We start from the raw sequence: 18,362 nt of genomic DNA, 5'->3' as shown, positions 1-18,362 counted from the left end.
CCGGTCTGGCAGGCGCCCTGGCGTGCTGCACGACAGGCAACACCGCGTAACGCCGTTCGACGCCGGGCTTTTCCGACCGCCATGACTGCGACCTTCCGGCAAGATATTTTCAAGATCGTGCGCTCCAACACCAGCAGCTTTCAGGAAAATACATTTCAGCAACGTGTTTCCAGCCAGGAAAGCAGTTTCCAGTTCGGTGCTTTCAGCTCGATATGATACTCGCCGCACGGCACTTGCCGGAGCTTGATCGTGCCGAGCGCAAGACCATGATCCCCGTGCGTAAGTGAAGGCCTCGCTCTCTGTTTCTATCTCTCGGTCAGGCACACATCAGATGCGTGCTTCGATAACACGCACAAACGGTGTGCCGCGGGAGCGGGGGATGGGCAGCTGCGCGTAATAATCGCTCGGGTCGTGCACGCGGGCCTGGGCAAAGCCGAGCAGCTCGAAGTGCGCTTGCGCTTCCTGATCGCTGCCGAAATGAAAGCTCACCTGGCTGCGCGATACAGCGCCGAGCATGCCGCGCAATGCACGCATGGTGCGCTGGAACGGGTGATCGTCCAGCAGTGGATAATTGTCGGTGAGGTAGATACCGGCAGGGAAACGCTCCAGCGCTATTCGCAGGCGCCGCCAGAAGATTTCCACTGCCGGCAGGTCGAAATAATTCACCAGTCCTTCGGTAATGACGAGCACGGGCTTGCCCGGATCGAAATGGGTCTGCAGGACGCTCTCCAGTGCATCGTCGCTGTGTTGCGAAAAGATATTCAGCGGCAGTGCCAGATGCCGGGGGCTCAGGGAGCCGATGCGCGCCAGCAAACGTTGCTTGCGATCGGCCATGTCCGGCAAATCGGCTTCGATATAGGTGAGTTGTGAATGACGTTGGCAAAAGCGGTAGCCGCGAGGTGACAAACCGCAGGCTATTTCCAGAATCTGCGTGATGCCTTCTTCGGCAATTGCCTGCTCGACGAGATGATCGATCAGGTGGTGACGTTGCAATAGAAAAGTGCGAATGTTGCCGCCGACCAGTTTTCCGCCAAGATATTCGAACGGCGCCAGCGCATGGTAGAACAGCTGCCCGGTGCGGGTGTGGAATGCCGGTGCCGACAAGCCGTTGGCGGCCCAGACGTGGCCGGTATAAAGCGCAGTGAAACTGATGGACGACGTGTCCAGACGATCATGGTTCGGCATCGTGCGACTAGCCTGCAATAAAGGAGTGCCGAGCGTAGCAAAGCCGGCGCACGACTGCACCGCTGACCGGATCAGTGCGCTTCCATGACCTTCGGTAGCGCACGGCCGCACAGGCGCAGCAATATGGATGTCAGATGTTGCCAGGGATCGCCGCTTCCCATGCCTTTGATCGACTGATCGGTACGGGCACACAAGGCCAGCGCGCTGGCCAGTGCCGGCTGCCCGAGGCGACGGGCGAACTGATCCAGCTGGCGTGCCCGTTGTGGCGGCATGCGGCCGGGGTCCTGGCCGGCGGCCAGCGCTGCCAGGCCACGCACGTCACGGGCCAGCGCCCACAGCACCACCGGGGCTTCCACCCCTTCGCTGCGCAGCGTATCGAGAATGCGCAGGGCGCGGGGCAAATCACCTGCGGCCAGCGCGTCGGTGAGATCGAACGGGCTGAAACGGCTGCTGTTGCCTACTGCTTGTTGCACATGCGAGGGCTCCAGCGTTGCGCCGGGAAACAGCAGTGCCAGCTTGTCGATTTCCTGGGCGCAGGCTAGCAGGTTGCCTTCGCTGCGCTCGACCAGTAGCGCCAGTGCATCGGCGGTGGCAGCAAGCCCGCTGCGTCGCAGACGCGCTTCGGCCCAGCGCGGCAGCTGCGTGGCCGCGACGGGCCAGACTTCGGTTACGGCACCACATTTGTCGAGCGCCTTGACCCACTGGCTGTTGTGGTCGCGGCGCCGGTCGAGCTTCGATGCGGTAATCAGCATTAGTGTGTCCGGCGCCGGGTTGTTGAGCAAGGTGACAAGAACTTCGCTGGCGGCTTTGTCCGGGCGTTTCTCGCCGAAGCGGATCTCGATGATGCGACGTCCGCCGAACAGACTGAGACTTTGTGCTTCGCTATACAGCCCGGCCCAGTCGATCCCGGTATCGGTGCTGAATACCTGACGCTCAAGGTAGCCCTGCTCGCGCGCTGTGCGCCGGATGGCATCGACGCATTCGCCGAGCTGAAAGGGCTCATCACCGGCGACCAGGTAGGCAGGCAGCAGTTGCTGTGCCAGCTGGCGCGAGAGCTGCTCGGGCTTGATCTGCATTACGGTTGCTCTGTCTCAAGCGGCGGAGATTGCGCCGGGCCTTGATCGGCGGGCTCGCCGATGGCCAGTGCGCGCACCGCAGCATCCAGTTGGCGAAGGAGCTGCCAGGTAGCGTCCCGGTGCATGTCGGCACGGGTGTACAGATCTTCGTCACTGGAGGCGGTGGCGTTCTCCGGATCGTAGTTGAAACTGCGCACCAGTGTGATGCGGCGACGCGGTGTGATGGCCGACTGGGTGCGGCTGTCCAGCAGTTGCCAGGTGAAGGTGTAGCGCAGCTCGATTTCTGCCGCACGCCCTTGTGAATCGACCGCGACGGTGCGGCGATCGATGCGCTCGCTGCCAATTTGCAGTGTGTGCGGCGAAGCGTCGTGCACCAGCACGTCGCTGGCTTCCAGCGCGTCGATGAGGCCATCGTGCAGATCAAAGCTGCCGCCCAGCAGGGTCAGCGACTCCAGTTGCTGGTACTGCGGTGCACCGCGCAACTGGAAGCCGCAGCCGGCCAGTAGCGCCAGTGCCAGCAATGCCCACAGGGTGCGCATCAGCCGCTCACCACGATGTTGACCAGTTTGCCCCGCACTACAATCACTTTGCGCACCGTCATGCCCTCCAGAAAGCGCTGCACATTGGGGGCGCCCTGTGCCAGCGCTTCCAGTGCAGCGTTATCGGCATCGGCCGGCGCATCGATCTTCGCACGCACCTTGCCGTTCACTTGCACCACCAGCTCGATGGTGTCTTTCACCAGCGCCGTTTCATCGAACGTTGGCCAGGCCACATCGACGATCGGCGTCTGCTGGCCCAGCGCCTGCCACAAGACATGGCAGATATGCGGGGTGATTGGCGCCAGCAGTACCACGGCGGCTTCGAGCGCTTCACGCACCACCGCGCGGCCCTGATCGCAGCTGGCATCGAAGCGGCTGACATCGTTGGTCAACTCCATCACCGCTGCGATGGCGGTGTTGAAAGTCATGCGGCGGCCGTAATCGTCGCTCACCTTGGCGATGGTTTCGTGGGTCTTGCGCCGCAGATCGCGGGCCGCGCCAGTGAGTGCGGTGGGGTCCAGTGCCGGCACGGCGGCCAGGTTTTCGTGCACCAGCCGCCACAGGCGTTTCAGAAAGCGGTTGGCGCCTTCGACGCCAGCGTCGTTCCATTCCAGCGATTGTTCCGGCGGCGCGGCGAACATGGTGAACAGGCGCACGGTGTCTGCACCGTATTGCTCGATCAGCGCTTGTGGATCGACGGTGTTGCCTTTGGATTTCGACATCTTGGCGCCGTCCTTGAGCACCATGCCCTGGCACAGTAAAGCCTTGAAGGGCTCATCGCTCTCCACTAGCCCGGCATCACGCAGCAGCTTGTGGAAAAAGCGCGAGTAGAGCAGGTGCAGGATGGCGTGCTCGATGCCGCCGATGTACTGATCCACCGGCAGCCAGTAGTTGGCGGCAGCGGGATCAAGCATGGCGTCATTGTTCTGCGGGGAGCAGTAGCGGGCGTAGTACCAGCTGGACTCCATGAAGGTGTCGAAGGTATCGGTTTCGCGCAGTGCGGGCTGGCCGTCGATCTCGGCCCGGGCCCAGGCCGGGTCGGCCTTGATCGGGCTGGTGACGCCGTCCATTTGCACGTCTTCCGGCAGGCGCACCGGCAAGGTGTCGGCGGGTGCCGGCACAATGTCGCCGTTCTCCAGTGTCAGCATCGGGATCGGAGCGCCCCAGTAGCGCTGGCGGGAGACGCCCCAATCGCGCAGGCGGTAGTTGACCTTGCGCTCGCCCTTGCCGGCGTCGCCGAGATGGCTGGCAATGGCATCAAAGGCCGCATCGGAAGTGAGGCCGGTGAAAGCGCCTGAATTGATCAGCACGCCTTTTTCGGTAAAGGCGCCTTGTTCAAGATCAATGGTGGTGCCGTCAGCGGGCGCGATCACCTGGATCACCGGCAGCTGATACTGGCGTGCGAATTCCCAGTCGCGCTGGTCGTGGGCTGGCACCGCCATGACAGCGCCAGTGCCATAACTCATCAATACGAAGTTGGCGACCCAGACCGGCACGGCCTCGCCGGTGATCGGGTGAATGGCGGTGAGGCCGGTGTCTATACCAGCTTTTTCCATGGTGGCGAGATCCGCCTCGGCCACTTTCTGGTGCTGGCACTGCTCGATAAAGTGCGCCACGGCGGGGTTCTCTGCGGCGGCCAGCCGGGCCAATGGATGGCCCGCGGCCACGGCCACATAGCTCACGCCCATCAGCGTATCCGGGCGGGTGGTATAAACCCGCAAAGGCGCCTGGCCGGGCACGTCGAACGCCAGTTCGACCCCTTCTGAACGGCCAATCCAGTTGCGTTGCATGGTCTTGACCTGTTCCGGCCAGCCATCCAGCTGGTCAAGATCGTTGAGCAGCTCTTCGGCATAGTCGGTGATCTTGATGAACCACTGGGGGATTTCCTTTTGCTCCACCAAAGCGCCGGAGCGCCAGCCACGGCCGTCGATGACCTGTTCGTTGGCGAGCACGGTCTGATCCACCGGGTCCCAGTTCACGGTCGCCATTTTCCGGTACACCAGGCCCTTCTCGAACAGCTGGGTAAAGAACCACTGCTCCCAGCGGTAGTATTCCGGCCGGCAGGTGGCCAGCTCGCGACTCCAGTCGTAGCCGAACCCGAGCCGCTTGAGCTGGGCTTTCATGTAGTCGATGTTTTCGTATGTCCAGCGTGCCGGCGCCACGCCGTTTTGCAACGCGGCGTTTTCGGCGGGCAGACCGAAGGCATCCCAGCCCATGGGTTGCAGTACGTTCTTGCCCTGCATCCGCTGGTAGCGGCTGATGACGTCGCCAATGGTGTAATTGCGAACATGGCCCATGTGCAGCCGGCCGCTGGGATATGGGAACATGCTCAGGCAGTAGAACTTCTCCCGCGAGGTATCTTCGGATACCTTGAAGGTCTGCTGTTCTTCCCAGAAACGCTGGGCTTCCGCTTCAATCTGCTCGGGACGATACTGTGCTTGCATTGCGGTTTTGAAATCCTGGTGCTGTGCTGCGGTTCAACAGGGCAACGGGCTGGCTGGCCAGCCTGAAGACAAAAGAAAAACAAGGGCCATAGGATACATGAGCGATACGCAGGCAGACAGCGGTGGCGGGCGGTGAGTGGAATGGCGCTGGTGGTGCTGCTTGTTATCGTCGGTACGCTACCGGCTGTAGTGGGCGTGATGTTGCCGCCCGTGCCAGCGGCCCGGTTGCGGGGGCCGGCACAGGCGGTGGTGGTGCTTGGCGCCGGCCGGGCTCGCCGGGGCGAGAGCTATCGGGCATCGGCGCGTGGCCTGCGCCGCGCCGATGCTGCGCTGGCCGTGGCAGAGGCGCAGCGGTTGCCATTGCTGCTCAGCGGCGGCTGCGCCGATGGTAAAGGCCCTTCGGAAGCGGCCTTGATGGCAGAAGCGCTGCGTCACCGGTGGCGTGACACTGCGCCCTGGCTGGAAGAAAACAGCCGTACGACGTGGGAAAACGCCCGTTTCAGCGCTGCGCTATTGAAGGAGCGGGGTATCCGCCGCGTGGTACTGGTCACCGATCCTGCGCATTTGTGCCGTGCGGTGCTGAGCTTTCGAGCGCAAGGGCTTGAGGTCGAGGCGCATGCCAGCGCCTCGCTGCCAAGCCCCGCCTGGATGCCTTCGGCAGAAGCGCTGGCACTGGTGCCGGAAATCTATTACGAATGGCTGGCGCTGCTGGTGTACAGGTTGCGCCATTTCTAGCCAGCCACGTGCACACCGCCTTGGGTAAACACTTTGGCCGAGTGTGTTAGCCGAACACGTCGTCCAGTGTGGGCGCGTCCAGTACCCGATCAGTCCAGCGCAGCAAATCCTCGCTGCGTGCTGTCTTCAAGCGTTCTTCGAGCCGCGCCGGCAGCGGGCCGAAGCGTTTGGACAGCAAGCGTAGCAGCACGGCGCATTCGCCATGTACCCGGCCTTGTTCCAGACCTTGTTCAAGACCTAGTTCAAGACCTTGTTCCAGACCTTGCTCCAGACCCCGCTCCCGACCTTCCTCCAGACCCTTCTCCCGGCCGTGCTGCCACCCTTCGGCGATGGCCTTTGCCCTGACCTCAGCTTTGAGATCTTCCAGCGCGAATCGCTCAAAGCTGCTGATGTATGTCTTCACCGCCTGTTCTCCTCTGATGGTCGCCACGTCCAGGTGCAGTTGGCGGTCGAGCGCTGGCGGCAAGCGCATCAGCCAGTCGACCACTCGTAACAATCGGATGATACGCGCCCGCTCCCAGTTCAGGCCAGTGAGCAGTAAAATCAGGTGCCGCTTGGCGCGGTAGCGTGACCAGCTCCGATGCCGGGTGCGGCGAGTGTAAAGGTGTGCCAGCGTCACCATCGCGAACGGATTGTCGCTGCCGACGAGCTGCCGTTCCCTGCCGACATGATCCAGCAGTTTGGCAATCGGAAATTGCAGCCGCTGATGACAGCCGAGGACACTGCTTTGATAGTGATCCGGGCGCCAGTGAGGGTGCGGATCGGCGAGGATGGCGAAGCTGGCCACGGGACGCTGGTAGCGATCGAAGATGCGGTAGTGATAGCTGTACATGCGCTCGGCGAAGTGGCTATCGCGCTGGCTCTGGATTTCGATGTGGAGGTAAATCCACTGACTGTCGCCATCGACGAGCATGACCTCGGCCAGCTTGTCCACCACGCGCCGGCCGCTGGCGGCGTGAGGCATGATCTGTTTGAGTTCCTGATCGAGAAAGCGATGCGGCTGTGCCCAGTCGATTTCGCTGGCCGCAGCCGGAAAATAAAATGCCATGAATTCCGGCAGCATGGCCTCCACGGCTTCTTTCCAGGGTGAATCATATTCATCTGCGTCCATGCAGCGCTCCTTGCATCCCAGAGCGCAGTGTAGGGTGGCGGGCTCGCGAATACTGTCGGGCAATGGCGACAGAGAATGTGCGAGATCATACCCGGTGCATGTCAGCGAAAGCCTATGCGGGTGTCAGTGATCGACTCGCGCCCTGGTAGCCGCTCTGCGCACGAGGGCGCTGAGGCACAGCGCCAGCGCTAGCCCCCATACTGGTGTTCCGCCCAGCCGCATATAAGGGGTGTGCCCGGTCATGGGGACAAATTCGCCGAGCAGCACGTCGCGGGTAAACTGCGGCAATTGTGCTACCACGGCGCCATGAGGGTCGACAATCGCGGTGATGCCGTTGTTGGTGCTGCGCAGTAGCCAGCGGCCGGTTTCCACGGCGCGCAAGCGCGCCATCTGAAAGTGCTGATGGGGGCCAGCGGAGGTACCGAACCAGGCGTCATTGCTGATGGTGATCAGCACATTGCTGTCTTGCGCCCGGTCAGCCACCAGCTCGGGATAAACGATCTCGTAGCAAATGAACGGCGAGACCACCATGTACATGGCGAGCAGGTTCAACTGCTCCGGCGAACCGGGGGTGAAGCTGGACATGGGCAGATCGAAGAAAGGGATCAGCCCCCGCAGCACGGACTGCAAGGGCACAAATTCCCCGAAGGGCACCAGTTTCTGTTTGTGATAAAGCCCTTCTCCACCTCCCAGCACAGCGATGCTGTTGAAATAGTGAGTCTGGAGACCGCGTTGTTCGCGGGTGGGAATACCGCTGATCAGTGCGCCGCCCTGCTCGGCCAGGGACTGGCCCTGCGCCAGCAGGAAGTCGGCGGCATCATCGGCAAATTCGGTCAGTGCCGATTCCGGCCAGATCACCAGGTGCTCGGGCGGGATGCTGGCGGTCAGCTCTGCGTAAATATCGCGGGTGGCCTGACGCATGCTCAACTGCCAGCGCAGATCTTGCGGAATATTGCCCTGCGGCAAGGCGACACGGGTTGGCGCAGCAGCGGGTTCAGTGAAATCCAGCGGATCGGTGGCGAGGCCGGCGCCCCAGCCAATCAGCGCAAGGACGGCGGCCGGCAGTGCCGCCCGGCGGCGCAACAGCGCGCTGCCCAGCGCTGCGCCGGTCAGCACTGTCGTCAGCGTCAGCAACCAGATGCCGCCCAGCGGCGCCAGGCCGCTGAGCGCGGTGTCGATCATCGAGTAGCCGGCATAGAGCCAGGGGAAGCCGGTCAGCATCCAGCCGCGCAGCACATCCAGCAGCACCCAGGCGCCCGCGAACAGCAGTGGTGAGGGGCCATCCTGCGGTGCAAAACGCACTGCCAACCAGGCCAGCAGCGCCGGAAATAGCGCCAGCCCCGCGGCAAACAGCCCGGTCATCGGCACCGCCAGCGACATAGGCGTACCGCCGTGGTCGTGCATGCTGACATGTACCCAGGAGATGCCGAAGCCGAACATGCCCAGACCATACAGCCAGCCGCGTAACAGCGCCTGGCGGCGTGTGGCACTGTGCAGTGAGAGCCAGAACAGCGCGATGCTGGCCAACATCAGCGGCCAGAATCCCCAGGGCGCGAACGCTAGCGGAGACAGCAGCCCGGCCAGCAGCGCCAGGGGCGACCGCAGGCGGTGGCGGAATGAAGCAGAGGGCGGGTGGGCTAGAGTCACTGACACATCCTGGCTGAAGCTGGTCGAGGTATTATTTACTGATGGCCCGGCTTGTCGTCTTGGCCGCCATGGGCCCGGCAGGCGCAAAACAGTGAGCTGCCTGGCTCGGGCATGATAAGGAAAGCCCGGGCTGATCGCCATCGGGCAGGAAAACGCGTCGAGTGAGTTACCTGGGGGAATGCCTGCCTGCGGCAGCCGCAAGCGGCTGGAGCAGGCAGGCAACCAAGGCGTGGCTCAGTTTTTGAGTGCTCTTGGTGGTGTTACTCGCAGCAGGCGGATGGTGCGTGCATCTGCGCTGAGTACGGTAAAGCTGAAGTCGCCAATGGTGACGCTTTCATCCCGTTCCGGCAGACGCCCGAATTGCTGCATTACCAGCCCGCCGATGGTGTCGAACTCGTCGTCGCTGAACTGGCTGCCGAAGTGATCGTTGAAATCCTCGATCGGGATCAGCGCCTGGACGGTGTATTCGTCGTGCTCCAGCTCCCGGATCAGGTAATCATCATCGGCCACATCGGTTTCGTCTTCGATATCGCCCACGATCTGTTCCAGCACATCCTCGATCGTGACCAGGCCGGCCACGCCACCGTATTCATTGACGACAATAGCCATATGATTATGGTTGTCGCGGAAATCCCGAAGTAGCGAGTCCAGCCGTTTGGATTCCGGGATGATGAATGCCGGGCGGATGTGATCCTTGATGCTGAAGCGCTCCATGCGAGCCGGGTCGAGCACCAGTGGCAGCAGATCCTTGGCCAGCAGCACCCCTAGCACCTCGTCGGGATCATCGCCCAGCACCGGAAAGCGCGAATGAGCGCATTCGATGACCACGGGCAGGAATTCACGCGGATGGCTATTGGCGCGGATCGAAATCATCTGGGCACGAGGCACCATGATCTCGCGCACTTGCAGGTTGGAGACTTCCAGGGCGCCTTCGAGAATACCCAGTGTGTCGGCATCGAGGACGTCACGGCCGCGCAGCGAGCGGATCAGCCCGAGGAGATCCTCTCGGCTAGTAGGCTCGGCGGAAAAGAATTGCGTAATCCGCTCGAGCCAACTTCGGCCCGGATTGCCTGAGTCGGCGTGTTCTTCTGGCATGACTACTCCGTTTCCATTGTTTGCAGGTAAGGGTCGGGGAAGCCGAGCCCGGCGAGGATACGAGTTTCCAGCGCTTCCATGTCGGCGGCCTCGTGTTCGTGAAGATGATCGAAACCCAGCAGATGCAGCACGCCGTGCACCACCATATGCGCCCAATGCGCTTCGGGCAGTTTGCCCTGTTCGACGGCTTCGCGGTCGACCACCTCTGCACAGAGTGCGATGTCGCCGAGAATCATATCCTGGTGCTCAACGGGAATGCCTTCCGGCATTTCAAACGGGAACGAGAGCACGTTGGTGGGCGCATCCTTGCCGCGATAACGATAATTCAGGGCGCGGCTTTCGCTGGCATCCACGACCCGCAGAGTGATCTCGCCGACCGCGCCGCCAGCGCCGCGCGCGGCTGCGCAGGCCCATTCGGCCAGGGCCTGATCATCCAGTAGGTCGGGCAACTGCTCGATGTGTTCGCCGAGCTGGATTTCAATTGCCGGGGTCGGTATCGCGTTCATGGCGCTCATAAGCTTCGACGATGCGTTGCACCAGCGGGTGGCGTACGACATCGCGACTGTCGAATCGGGTGATGCCGATGTCGGGTTCATCGGCCAGTACGGTGAGGGCATGCACCAGCCCCGAGCCGATATGCCTGGGCAGATCGACTTGTGTCATATCGCCGGTAATCACCGCGCGCGAGCCGAAGCCCATGCGTGTCAGGAACATTTTCATCTGTTCCATCGTGGTGTTCTGGCTTTCATCCAGAATGATAAAACTGCTGTTGAGTGTGCGGCCGCGCATATAAGCCAGCGGCGCCACTTCAATCACGTTGCGCTCCATCAGCCGGGCCACTTGTTCAAAGCCGAGCATTTCGTAAAGCGCGTCGTAGAGCGGCCGCAGGTACGGATCGATCTTTTCGGCCAGATCGCCGGGCAGAAAACCCAGCTTTTCGCCGGCCTCCACTGCCGGGCGCACCAGCATGATGCGTTGCACTTCGCCGCGCTCCATGGCATCCACCGCGCAGGCCACGGCCAGCCAGGTCTTGCCGGTGCCCGCCGGGCCAATACCGAAATTGATATCGTGGCGGCGGATGTTGCGGATATAGGCTTTCTGGTGCTCGCCACGCGGGCGAATGCGGGCATGCCGCGTGCGGATCAACAGTTCATCGCCAGGGTGCTCGGTCTTGCGACCATTGCTCTGGCGGGTCGCGCCCGCGCCCTGCAAGTGCAAGTGCACCACTTCTGGCGTGATCTCCAGCCCTTCGCCTGTTTCGTCGTACAGCAGGCTGATGACATTGGACGCGGTCTGTACCGCAGTGCGAGCGCCGGACAGCATGAACTCGTTGCCACGGTTGGCGATGTCGATACCGAGGCGGCGCGAGATATGCTGGATATTTTCGTCGAGCTTGCCACACAGGTTGGCAAGGCGGCGCGAATCGTAAGGCTCAAGGCTGAGCGTTTGTGAAGCGGCGTCGGTATTCAAGATAGTGTCTTTGGCCCCGTGGGCTGGAAAAGATGGTTGCAGGATATACCGAAAGAGGCGTCGGCTAAAGCCTGCGAGGGCCAGGATACAAAGTGAGCGTTTGCTTGCGCGGCGCTGGTATTCCTGTGAGGCATGTGAAGCGCTCCCGGGGAGCAGCGTTGGGTCGTTCTTATTCGTTTGGGTAATAACCAAAGAAGGAATGGTTCTTTGTCGGGAATATCGCCGCTGGGCGACAATGGCCTGCATTGACCAGTCTGCTGCGGTATGGGCGCACCCGCCTCACCCGTGCACTTTCATCGAATCGAAGGACTCTCCGACATGCTGAAAATACGTTCGCTCGTCATCGGGGCGGTGGCCGGGCTGTTGAGCTTCTCGCCGCTGGCCCAGGGCCAGGATACGCCCATTCTGAACGCGTCTTATGACGTGGCCAGAGAACTGTTCGGGCAGATCAATCCGTTGTTCGTGCAGCATTGGCAAGAACAGACCGGCAAACAACTGCGTATCGAGCAATCCTTTGCCGGCACCTCCCGCCAGGCACAGGACATCATCCAGGGCAAGAAAGTCGATACTGTGACCTTCAATCAGGTGACAGACATCGACATCCTCGCCCGCCATGGCCTGCTCCGGGAAGACTGGGCCGAGCAGTTCCCGAACAACAGCTCGCCTTACTACAGCACCATCGCATTCCTGGTGCGCAAGGGTAATCCGAAGAACATCCGCAACTGGGATGATCTGACGCGGGCAGACGTCGGGCTGGTATTCCCGAACCCGAAAACATCGGGTAACGCACGCTATACCTATCTCGCCGCCTGGCTTTATGCCCATGAGGCTTTCGATGGCGACGAAGAAAAAATCAAGGATTTCCTCACACAGCTGCTGCAAAACGTGCAGAGCTTCCCCACTGGCGGCCGTGGCGCCACGGTGGCATTCGCCCAGAACGGGCAAGGTGATGTGCTGCTGACGTTCGAATCCGAGGTCATCAACATTGCCAACGGTGACGAGTTCCGTCGCCAGGGGTTTGAAGTGGTGGTGCCGCCGGTGAGCGTGCTGGCGGAATTCCCGGTAGCGGTGGTGGACAAGGTGGTGGACGAGCGTGGCACACGGGAGCAGGCCACTGCGTTTCTGGAGTTCCAGTACAGCAAACCGATCCAGCAGTTGCTGACCACGTTCCAGTACCGGGTACACCATCCCGAGGTGCTGGAGGCTACCCAGGGGCAGTTTGCCGATGTGCGCCTGATCAACCCCAACGATGTGCTCGGCAGCTGGGATCAGATCCAGCAGACCCATTTCGTCAACAACGGTGTACTGGATCAGATACTGGCCCGCCCACGTCGTTAAAGGCGGCCAGAGGAGACGGGCGGGCCTTCGGGTTCGCCCGCTTGTTTGTCTGCGCGCAGGGAGGCTGAAAACGATGCGTGAAATTCGTAGCGAGACGTGAATAATGGTGGCCTTGTTACCCCCTGGGTGACGTGTCCGGCTGCTACCAGGGGTAATCAGGAGCGATGCAAAAACGCCTTTTCTTTCATCAGGCACCGATCTTGCCGGGCTTTTCCCTGAGTTTCGGGATCAGCACGCTGTATCTGTCACTGATCATCCTGCTGCCCTTGTCGGCTCTGTTGCTGTATGTCAGCGACCTGAGCTGGGCCGAGTATTGGCGCGCGATCTCCGATCAGCGCGTGGTGCACAGTTATTATGTCACCGTCACTGGTGCGCTCTGGGCGACATTGGCGGCGTTACTGATCGGCCTGCTGCTGGCCTGGATCATTACCCGTTACGATTTCCCCGGCCGAAGGCTGGTCGATGCGCTGGTGGATCTGCCGTTTGCGCTGCCAACGGCGGTGGCTGGCCTGACCTTCGCGGCGCTGTTGGTGCCCGGCGGCTGGCTGGGCCAGTTTCTAGCGCCGTTGGGCATCCAGGTGGCCTACGCCTATCCGGGTATTCTGGTGGCGATGACCTTCACCAGCCTGCCGTTTGTGGTGCGCACCGTGCAGCCGGTGATGCAGGATATCGGCATCGAGTTCGAGGAAGCGGCACGCACCCTCGGTGCTAGCCGGTGGCAGACATTCTCCAGAGTTATCCTGCCGCTGCTGGTGCCCGCGCTGATCACCGGTGCAGCGCAATCGTTCATTCGCAGCCTGGGCGAATTCGGTGCGGTGGTGATGATTGCCGGCAATATTCCGTTCCAGACCGAAGTGTCATCGCTGATGATTTTCGTACGCTTGCAGGAGTTCAACGCGGAGGCCGCTGCGGCAATTGCCTCGGTCGTGCTGCTGGCGTCCCTGTTATTGCTGTTTACTCTGCAAATAGTGCAGGGGCGGGTGCTCAGATGGCAGCGCATACATTGAGGAAGCCACAAGGCTGGCAGCAGTGGCTGCTGATCGCGCTCGGGCTGGTGTTGGTGGCATTGCTGCTGCTGGTGCCGCTGGCGCTGATCTTCGTCAAGGCGCTCAGTGGCGGCCTCGATCTTCTGACTGCCAACCTGTCGGAAGATTTCATGGTGCACGCCATTCTGCTGACGCTGGCGGTGGCGGCGATCACCGTGCCGGTCAATATGGTGTTCGGCATCCTGCTGGCATGGTGCGTAACGCATTATGATTTTCGTGGCCGCAAGCTGCTGCTGACACTGATCGATATTCCATATGCGGTGTCGCCGGTCGTCGCGGGGCTGTGCTATCTGGTGGTGTACGGCATCGAGGGCATGGTGGGCAGCTGGTTCGCCAGTCGCGATATCCAGATCATTTTCGCCTGGCCGGGCATTGTGCTGGTGACGCTCTTCGTGACCTCTCCCTATGTGGCACGCATTCTGATTCCCGTGATGCAGGTACAGGGGCGGGACGAGGAATATGCCGCGCTGACGCTCGGTGCCAGCGGCTGGCAGTTGTTCCGCCATGTCAGCCTGCCAAAAATAAAATGGGCCTTGCTGTATGGCGTGATCGTCACCAACGCCCGCGCAGTGGGTGAATTCGGCGCTGTGGCGGTGGTGTCCGGCACCATCATGAATCGCACCCTGACGCTGCCCTTGCTGGTGGAGCAGTTGAACAACGACTACAAGACCGCCGCAGCATTCACCGCCGCCGCGCTGCTGGCGTGCATGGCGCTGCTGACACTGGTGCTGAAGACGATCGCCGAGTGGCGGCAGGAGCGTCTGCTGCGTGGCGCCCGAGAGGTAGAGCAATGAGTATCCGCATCACGGATATCGACAAGCATTTTGGAAACTATCACGCGCTGCGCAAGCTCTCGCTGGAGATCGGCGAGGGCGAACTGATCGGCTTGCTGGGGCCGTCCGGCTCGGGCAAGACAACGCTGCTGCGGGTGATCGCCGGTCTGGAAGTGGCCGATGCGGGGCAGATCCATTTCAATGGCGAAGATGTCACGCGTCTGGATGTGCGTCGTCGTCGCGTGGGTTTCGTGTTTCAACAATATGCGCTGTTTCGCCATATGACGGTATTGCAGAACGTCAGCTTCGGCCTGCGCATATTACCCCGGCGCGAGCGGCCAGCCGCCGCGGAAATCCGTCGCCGGGCGCAGACATTGCTCGAGCGTGTGCAGCTGGGCCATCTGGCGGGCCGTTACCCCGATCAGCTCTCCGGTGGGCAGCGCCAGCGGGTGGCACTTGCCCGAGCACTGGCGATGGAGCCTCAGGTGTTGCTGCTGGACGAGCCGTTCGGTGCGCTGGATGCCAAGGTGCGCAAGGAGCTGCGCCTGTGGTTGCGCGAGCTGCATGAGGAAATGAATTTCACCAGCGTGTTTGTCACCCATGACCAGGAAGAAGCACTGGAAGTATCCGATCGCGTCGTGGTGATGAAGGCCGGTTGCATCGAGCAAGTGGCAGCTCCGGCGGAGTTATATGCGCGGCCCGCCAGCCGTTTCGTGTTCGATTTTCTTGGCGAGAATAATATTCTCGAAGGCCGCCTGAGCAGCGGGCGACTGACGCAGGGCGAGGCGTGGGTGCAATGGCCGGCGCTGGCGGCCGGAGAAGGCGATGCGGAGCTGTATATTCGCAATCACGAGATGACGCTGCAGGCTCAGCCTGCGGCGGGTGCGCATTTGCCGCTCGAAGTCCGCTCCGTCACCCAGATTGGCCCGCAGGCACGGCTGACGCTGGCGCCACTGGGCTGGAGCACCGCCATGCCGTGGGAATGGGTTTGTGCCAACGCCCATGAGCAGACCTTGCCGGAGCGTGGTGAGCGGCTTTATGCCGTACCCACCGCAGGCAGCCTGTTCATGGCTGGCGAGCAGACGCCGCGCTGGCTCACACCGGTGCGCTGAACGGCGGGGATGAGCGGGGAGGCTGCAAGGCGCAGCCTCGGCGTCAGTCGTTGCTCGGACTCAGTTTCGCCAGGCTCAGGCATCGCTTGGGCTTGGTCGTCGCTCGGCCTGGGTCATCGCTCCGGTTTAGTCATCAAGAGCGGCGTTGGTGCCGAGCAGGGAGTTGGCGTAGGCTTGGGCGATATCCACCTGGGCGAAGCGGCCGATCAGGCTCAGATCATCACTGCGGAAATTGACGATCCGGTTGTTTTCGGTGCGGCCCTTGAGCTGGCCGGGGTCTTTCTTGGAAAAACCATCCACCAGAATGCGCTGTCGCGAGCCGACCATGGCACGACTGATCTCCATCGCCTGCTGGGCGATGCGTTGCTGCAAGATCGCCAGCCGCTGCCGCTTGACCTCCATGGGCACATCATCCGGCAGATCAGCAGCCGGGGTGCCAGGCCGTGCGCTGTAAATGAAGCTGAAGCTGGCATCAAAACCGATGTCGTGAATCAGCTGCATGGTAGCCTCGAAATCGGCATCTGTTTCGCCGGGAAAGCCGATGATGAAATCCGACGACATGGACAGCTCGGGCCGAATGCGGCGCAGCCGGCGAATCTTCGATTTGTATTCCAGCGCCGTATGGTTGCGCTTCATCATCGCCAGAATGCGATCCGAGCCGGACTGCACCGGCAGGTGCAAGTGGCTGACCAGCTCGGGCACCTCGGCGTAAACATCAATCAGGCTGTCGGAAAACTCCACCGGGTGGCTGGTGGTGAAGCGAATGCGGTCAATGCCATCAATGGCGCGGATCAGCAGGATCAGGTCGGCCAGATCAAGCGTCTCGCCAGCCGCGCCTGCGCCGCGATAGGCATTGACGTTCTGGCCCAGCAGATTGACCTCGCGCACACCCTGCTCGGCCAGATGGCGGATTTCCGCCAGCACTGAAGGCGCCGGGCGGCTGACTTCCTCGCCGCGGGTGTAGGGCACCACACAGAAGGTGCAATATTTCGAGCACCCTTCCATGATCGAGACGAACGCGGTGGGGCCATCCACCGACGGCTCGGGCAGGCTGTCGAACTTCTCGATCTCCGGGAAACTCACGTCCATCGCCAGGCCCCGTGTGCTACTGGCCTGCTGGATCAGTGCCGGCAGCCGATGCAGCGTCTGCGGGCCGAAGATCACATCCACATAAGGTGCACGGCTGCGGATCGCCTCGCCTTCCTGGCTGGCCACACAGCCGCCCACGCCGATGATCAGATCCGGGCGAGCGTCTTTCAGCCGCTTCCAGCGGCCCAGCTGGTGAAACACCTTCTCTTGCGCTTTTTCGCGAATCGAGCAGGTATTGAGCAGCAGCACATCGGCCTCTTCCGGGCTCTCGGCCGCGGTCAGGCCGTGGCTGCCTTCCAGCAGATCAGCCATGCGCGACGAGTCATACTCGTTCATCTGACAACCGTGGGTCTGGATAAACAGCTTGCGGGCCATGGGAACTTGCACACCGGTATTGCCTGAAAGGGCGGTGATTATACCCTCCCGAGTGCTCAGCGCGCCATGCGCTGGCCGGGCCGGGCGTGGCCTGCTGCGGCAAATTGCCTCACCCTCGGGGTGGTGCCGGCCGGCGGCGGTGAGTATTGTAGCCACCATTGCGGCCCTGCCTCGCCAGGGGAAACAGCCGTGGTAGCGCCAGGAATGCTGGGGGTGTCAGGAGTGCCAGGAGTGCCAGGAGTGCCAGGAGTGCCAGTATGAAACGATTGATATTGATGACGATAGCGGTGCTGGGTGCGCTGGCTGTGATGGTGCTGTGGCAGATTGGCCGTGGCCCGGCGGTGGAACCACTGCCGATCAACACACGTATGGTCGGCGAATTCGAAATGACCGACCAGACCGGCGCACGCTTTCACAGTGATGCCCTGCGCGGCCAGGTGGTGCTGATGTTTTTCGGCTTCACCCACTGCCCCGATATCTGCCCGGCGACCATGGCGCGCATGGCGCAGCTGTACAAGGATCTGGAGCGCACACGCGAAGCCGCGGATGTGCAGGTGGTGTTCGTCACCTTTGATCCGGAGCGTGATACGCCGGAATATCTGCAACAGTACCTGGCCTGGTTTCACCCCGACTTTATCGGCCTGACGGGCAGCACCGAGGATGTGGAGCGCATCACGTCGTTGTACAGCGTCGTCTATATGCCCATGGGCGAAGATAGACAGGGCGGCACCGAATTCGCACACAGCGATTTCGTCTACCTGCTCGACCGGGAAACCCGGGTACGCAAGCTGTTTCCTGTGGAAGCCGACCTTGAGGAGATCAAGCGTGATCTGCGTTCGTTACTTTGAACTTGCTCTGAAAACCGTTTTGCTGGCCGCCCTGGGCCTGCCATGGGTGAGCCACGCGGCAGCAATGGATATCGAAGATGGCTGGATTCGTGCGGTGCCGCCAGTGAGCAGCACCACCGCCGGTTACCTGATTCTGCACAACCGTGGCGACACCGACCGCACCCTGACAGCCGTGAGCAGCCCGGTGGCTGGCGCAGGTGAAGTGCATGACATGTCACCACAGGAAGACGGCACCCGGCATATGCACCACCTGCCGGAGCTGGTGGTGCCAGCAGGGGACGCGGTCGCGCTCAAGCCCGGCGGCAAGCACCTGATGTTGTATCAGCTGCAACGGCCGCTGGAGATTGGTGAACAGATTGAGGTGTGCCTGGCGTTTGCCGAGGGCGAGCCAGTATGCGGCCCGTTCGAGGTGCGCGCACCCTAGCCGGGTGGCCGGCTGCCACGGGCGGTGTCCGCCCGTGGCAGCCATGGCTGAGAAA

At 61.9% G+C, this 18,362-nt stretch carries 18 protein-coding genes; 8 read left to right on the top strand and 10 right to left on the bottom strand.

All coding sequences use genetic code 11. The features are described 5' to 3' along the window. Positions 1-81: 81 nt before the first annotated feature. Positions 82-216, top strand: coding sequence for a hypothetical protein (locus MU846_RS14610; RefSeq protein ID WP_306799285.1), 135 nt, complete (start codon positions 82-84; stop codon positions 214-216). Positions 217-327: 111 nt separating this feature from the next. Here MU846_RS14610 and MU846_RS06190 read toward each other — a convergent pair whose 3' ends face one another. The 4 genes from MU846_RS06190 to leuS all read right to left on the bottom strand — a co-directional run bounded on the left by MU846_RS06190 (position 328) and on the right by leuS (position 5,244). Beyond that, the gene (locus tag MU846_RS06190) at positions 328-1,185 is read right to left on the bottom strand and encodes a class I SAM-dependent methyltransferase (protein WP_246950400.1); all 858 of its coding nucleotides are present in this window, start codon (positions 1,183-1,185) and stop codon (positions 328-330) included. Positions 1,186-1,256: 71 nt separating this feature from the next. Continuing rightward, complete coding sequence (holA, locus tag MU846_RS06185) at positions 1,257-2,261, bottom strand: DNA polymerase III subunit delta (RefSeq protein WP_246950398.1); 1,005 nt, start codon at positions 2,259-2,261, stop codon at positions 1,257-1,259. Further along, on the bottom strand, positions 2,261-2,800 hold the full coding sequence (locus MU846_RS06180) for an LPS-assembly lipoprotein LptE (RefSeq protein ID WP_246950396.1): 540 nt from the start codon (positions 2,798-2,800) through the stop codon (positions 2,261-2,263). Before MU846_RS06180 ends, holA begins: the two co-directional genes overlap by 1 nt. After that, positions 2,800-5,244: a leucine--tRNA ligase gene (leuS, locus tag MU846_RS06175; RefSeq protein ID WP_246950394.1), complete on the bottom strand. Its 2,445-nt coding sequence runs from the start codon at positions 5,242-5,244 to the stop codon at positions 2,800-2,802. The genes MU846_RS06180 and leuS overlap by 1 nt, the downstream gene beginning before the upstream one ends. Before the next feature lie 141 nt (positions 5,245-5,385). Here leuS and MU846_RS06170 point away from each other — a divergent pair, with 141 nt between their 5' ends. Next, positions 5,386-5,979 carry a YdcF family protein gene (locus tag MU846_RS06170; protein WP_246951164.1) on the top strand — a complete coding sequence of 198 codons (594 nt, stop codon included), beginning with the start codon at positions 5,386-5,388 and terminating at the stop codon, positions 5,977-5,979. Positions 5,980-6,025: 46 nt separating this feature from the next. Here the strand turns inward: MU846_RS06170 and MU846_RS06165 are convergent, their stop codons facing one another. The 5 genes from MU846_RS06165 to MU846_RS06145 form a co-directional block, all read right to left on the bottom strand. Continuing rightward, positions 6,026-7,090, bottom strand: a complete 1,065-nt coding sequence (locus MU846_RS06165) for an RpnC/YadD family protein (protein WP_246950385.1) — start codon at positions 7,088-7,090, stop codon at positions 6,026-6,028. A gap of 123 nt (positions 7,091-7,213) precedes the next feature. Beyond that, positions 7,214-8,737, bottom strand: a complete 1,524-nt coding sequence (gene lnt / locus MU846_RS06160) for an apolipoprotein N-acyltransferase (protein WP_246950382.1) — start codon at positions 8,735-8,737, stop codon at positions 7,214-7,216. 234 nt (positions 8,738-8,971) lie between these two features. Further along, entirely contained in the window at positions 8,972-9,832 is an 861-nt protein-coding gene (locus tag MU846_RS06155; protein WP_246950380.1) for a CorC family transporter, read from the bottom strand. A gap of 2 nt (positions 9,833-9,834) precedes the next feature. Further along, positions 9,835-10,338: an rRNA maturation RNase YbeY gene (gene ybeY, locus MU846_RS06150; protein WP_246950375.1), complete on the bottom strand. Its 504-nt coding sequence runs from the start codon at positions 10,336-10,338 to the stop codon at positions 9,835-9,837. Continuing rightward, a complete protein-coding gene (locus tag MU846_RS06145; protein ID WP_246950371.1) occupies positions 10,310-11,302 on the bottom strand; it encodes a PhoH family protein in 993 nt (330 codons plus the stop codon). The genes ybeY and MU846_RS06145 overlap by 29 nt, the downstream gene beginning before the upstream one ends. Positions 11,303-11,620: 318 nt before the next feature. Between MU846_RS06145 and cysP the strand changes: the two genes are divergently transcribed. From cysP to MU846_RS06125, 4 genes are all read left to right on the top strand, one after another. Beyond that, on the top strand, positions 11,621-12,640 hold the full coding sequence (gene cysP, locus MU846_RS06140; protein WP_246950363.1) for a thiosulfate ABC transporter substrate-binding protein CysP: 1,020 nt from the start codon (positions 11,621-11,623) through the stop codon (positions 12,638-12,640). A 164-nt stretch (positions 12,641-12,804) separates the two neighbouring features. Further along, positions 12,805-13,647, top strand: a complete 843-nt coding sequence (gene cysT, locus MU846_RS06135) for a sulfate ABC transporter permease subunit CysT (protein WP_246950361.1) — start codon at positions 12,805-12,807, stop codon at positions 13,645-13,647. After that, entirely contained in the window at positions 13,629-14,480 is an 852-nt protein-coding gene (gene cysW, locus MU846_RS06130; protein WP_246950359.1) for a sulfate ABC transporter permease subunit CysW, read from the top strand. The genes cysT and cysW overlap by 19 nt, the downstream gene beginning before the upstream one ends. Next, entirely contained in the window at positions 14,477-15,571 is a 1,095-nt protein-coding gene (locus MU846_RS06125) for a sulfate/molybdate ABC transporter ATP-binding protein (RefSeq protein ID WP_246950357.1), read from the top strand. The genes cysW and MU846_RS06125 overlap by 4 nt, the downstream gene beginning before the upstream one ends. A 126-nt stretch (positions 15,572-15,697) precedes the next feature. Here the strand turns inward: MU846_RS06125 and miaB are convergent, their stop codons facing one another. Next, positions 15,698-17,035, bottom strand: a complete 1,338-nt coding sequence (miaB, locus tag MU846_RS06120; RefSeq protein WP_246950355.1) for a tRNA (N6-isopentenyl adenosine(37)-C2)-methylthiotransferase MiaB — start codon at positions 17,033-17,035, stop codon at positions 15,698-15,700. 257 nt (positions 17,036-17,292) lie between these two features. Here miaB and MU846_RS06115 point away from each other — a divergent pair, with 257 nt between their 5' ends. Then, on the top strand, positions 17,293-17,883 hold the full coding sequence (locus MU846_RS06115) for an SCO family protein (RefSeq protein ID WP_246950352.1): 591 nt from the start codon (positions 17,293-17,295) through the stop codon (positions 17,881-17,883). Continuing rightward, on the top strand, positions 17,861-18,307 hold the full coding sequence (locus MU846_RS06110; RefSeq protein WP_246950350.1) for a copper chaperone PCu(A)C: 447 nt from the start codon (positions 17,861-17,863) through the stop codon (positions 18,305-18,307). Before MU846_RS06115 ends, MU846_RS06110 begins: the two co-directional genes overlap by 23 nt. The last annotated feature ends 55 nt before the right edge of the window (positions 18,308-18,362 follow it).

Origin of the sequence: Alcanivorax quisquiliarum, from assembly GCF_023051175.1 — a bacterium.
Taxonomy (GTDB): Bacteria; Pseudomonadota; Gammaproteobacteria; order Pseudomonadales; family Alcanivoracaceae; genus Isoalcanivorax; species Isoalcanivorax quisquiliarum.
Note: the sequence above shows the minus strand (reverse complement) of the source record. Positions and strands in the feature narration are given on the sequence as shown.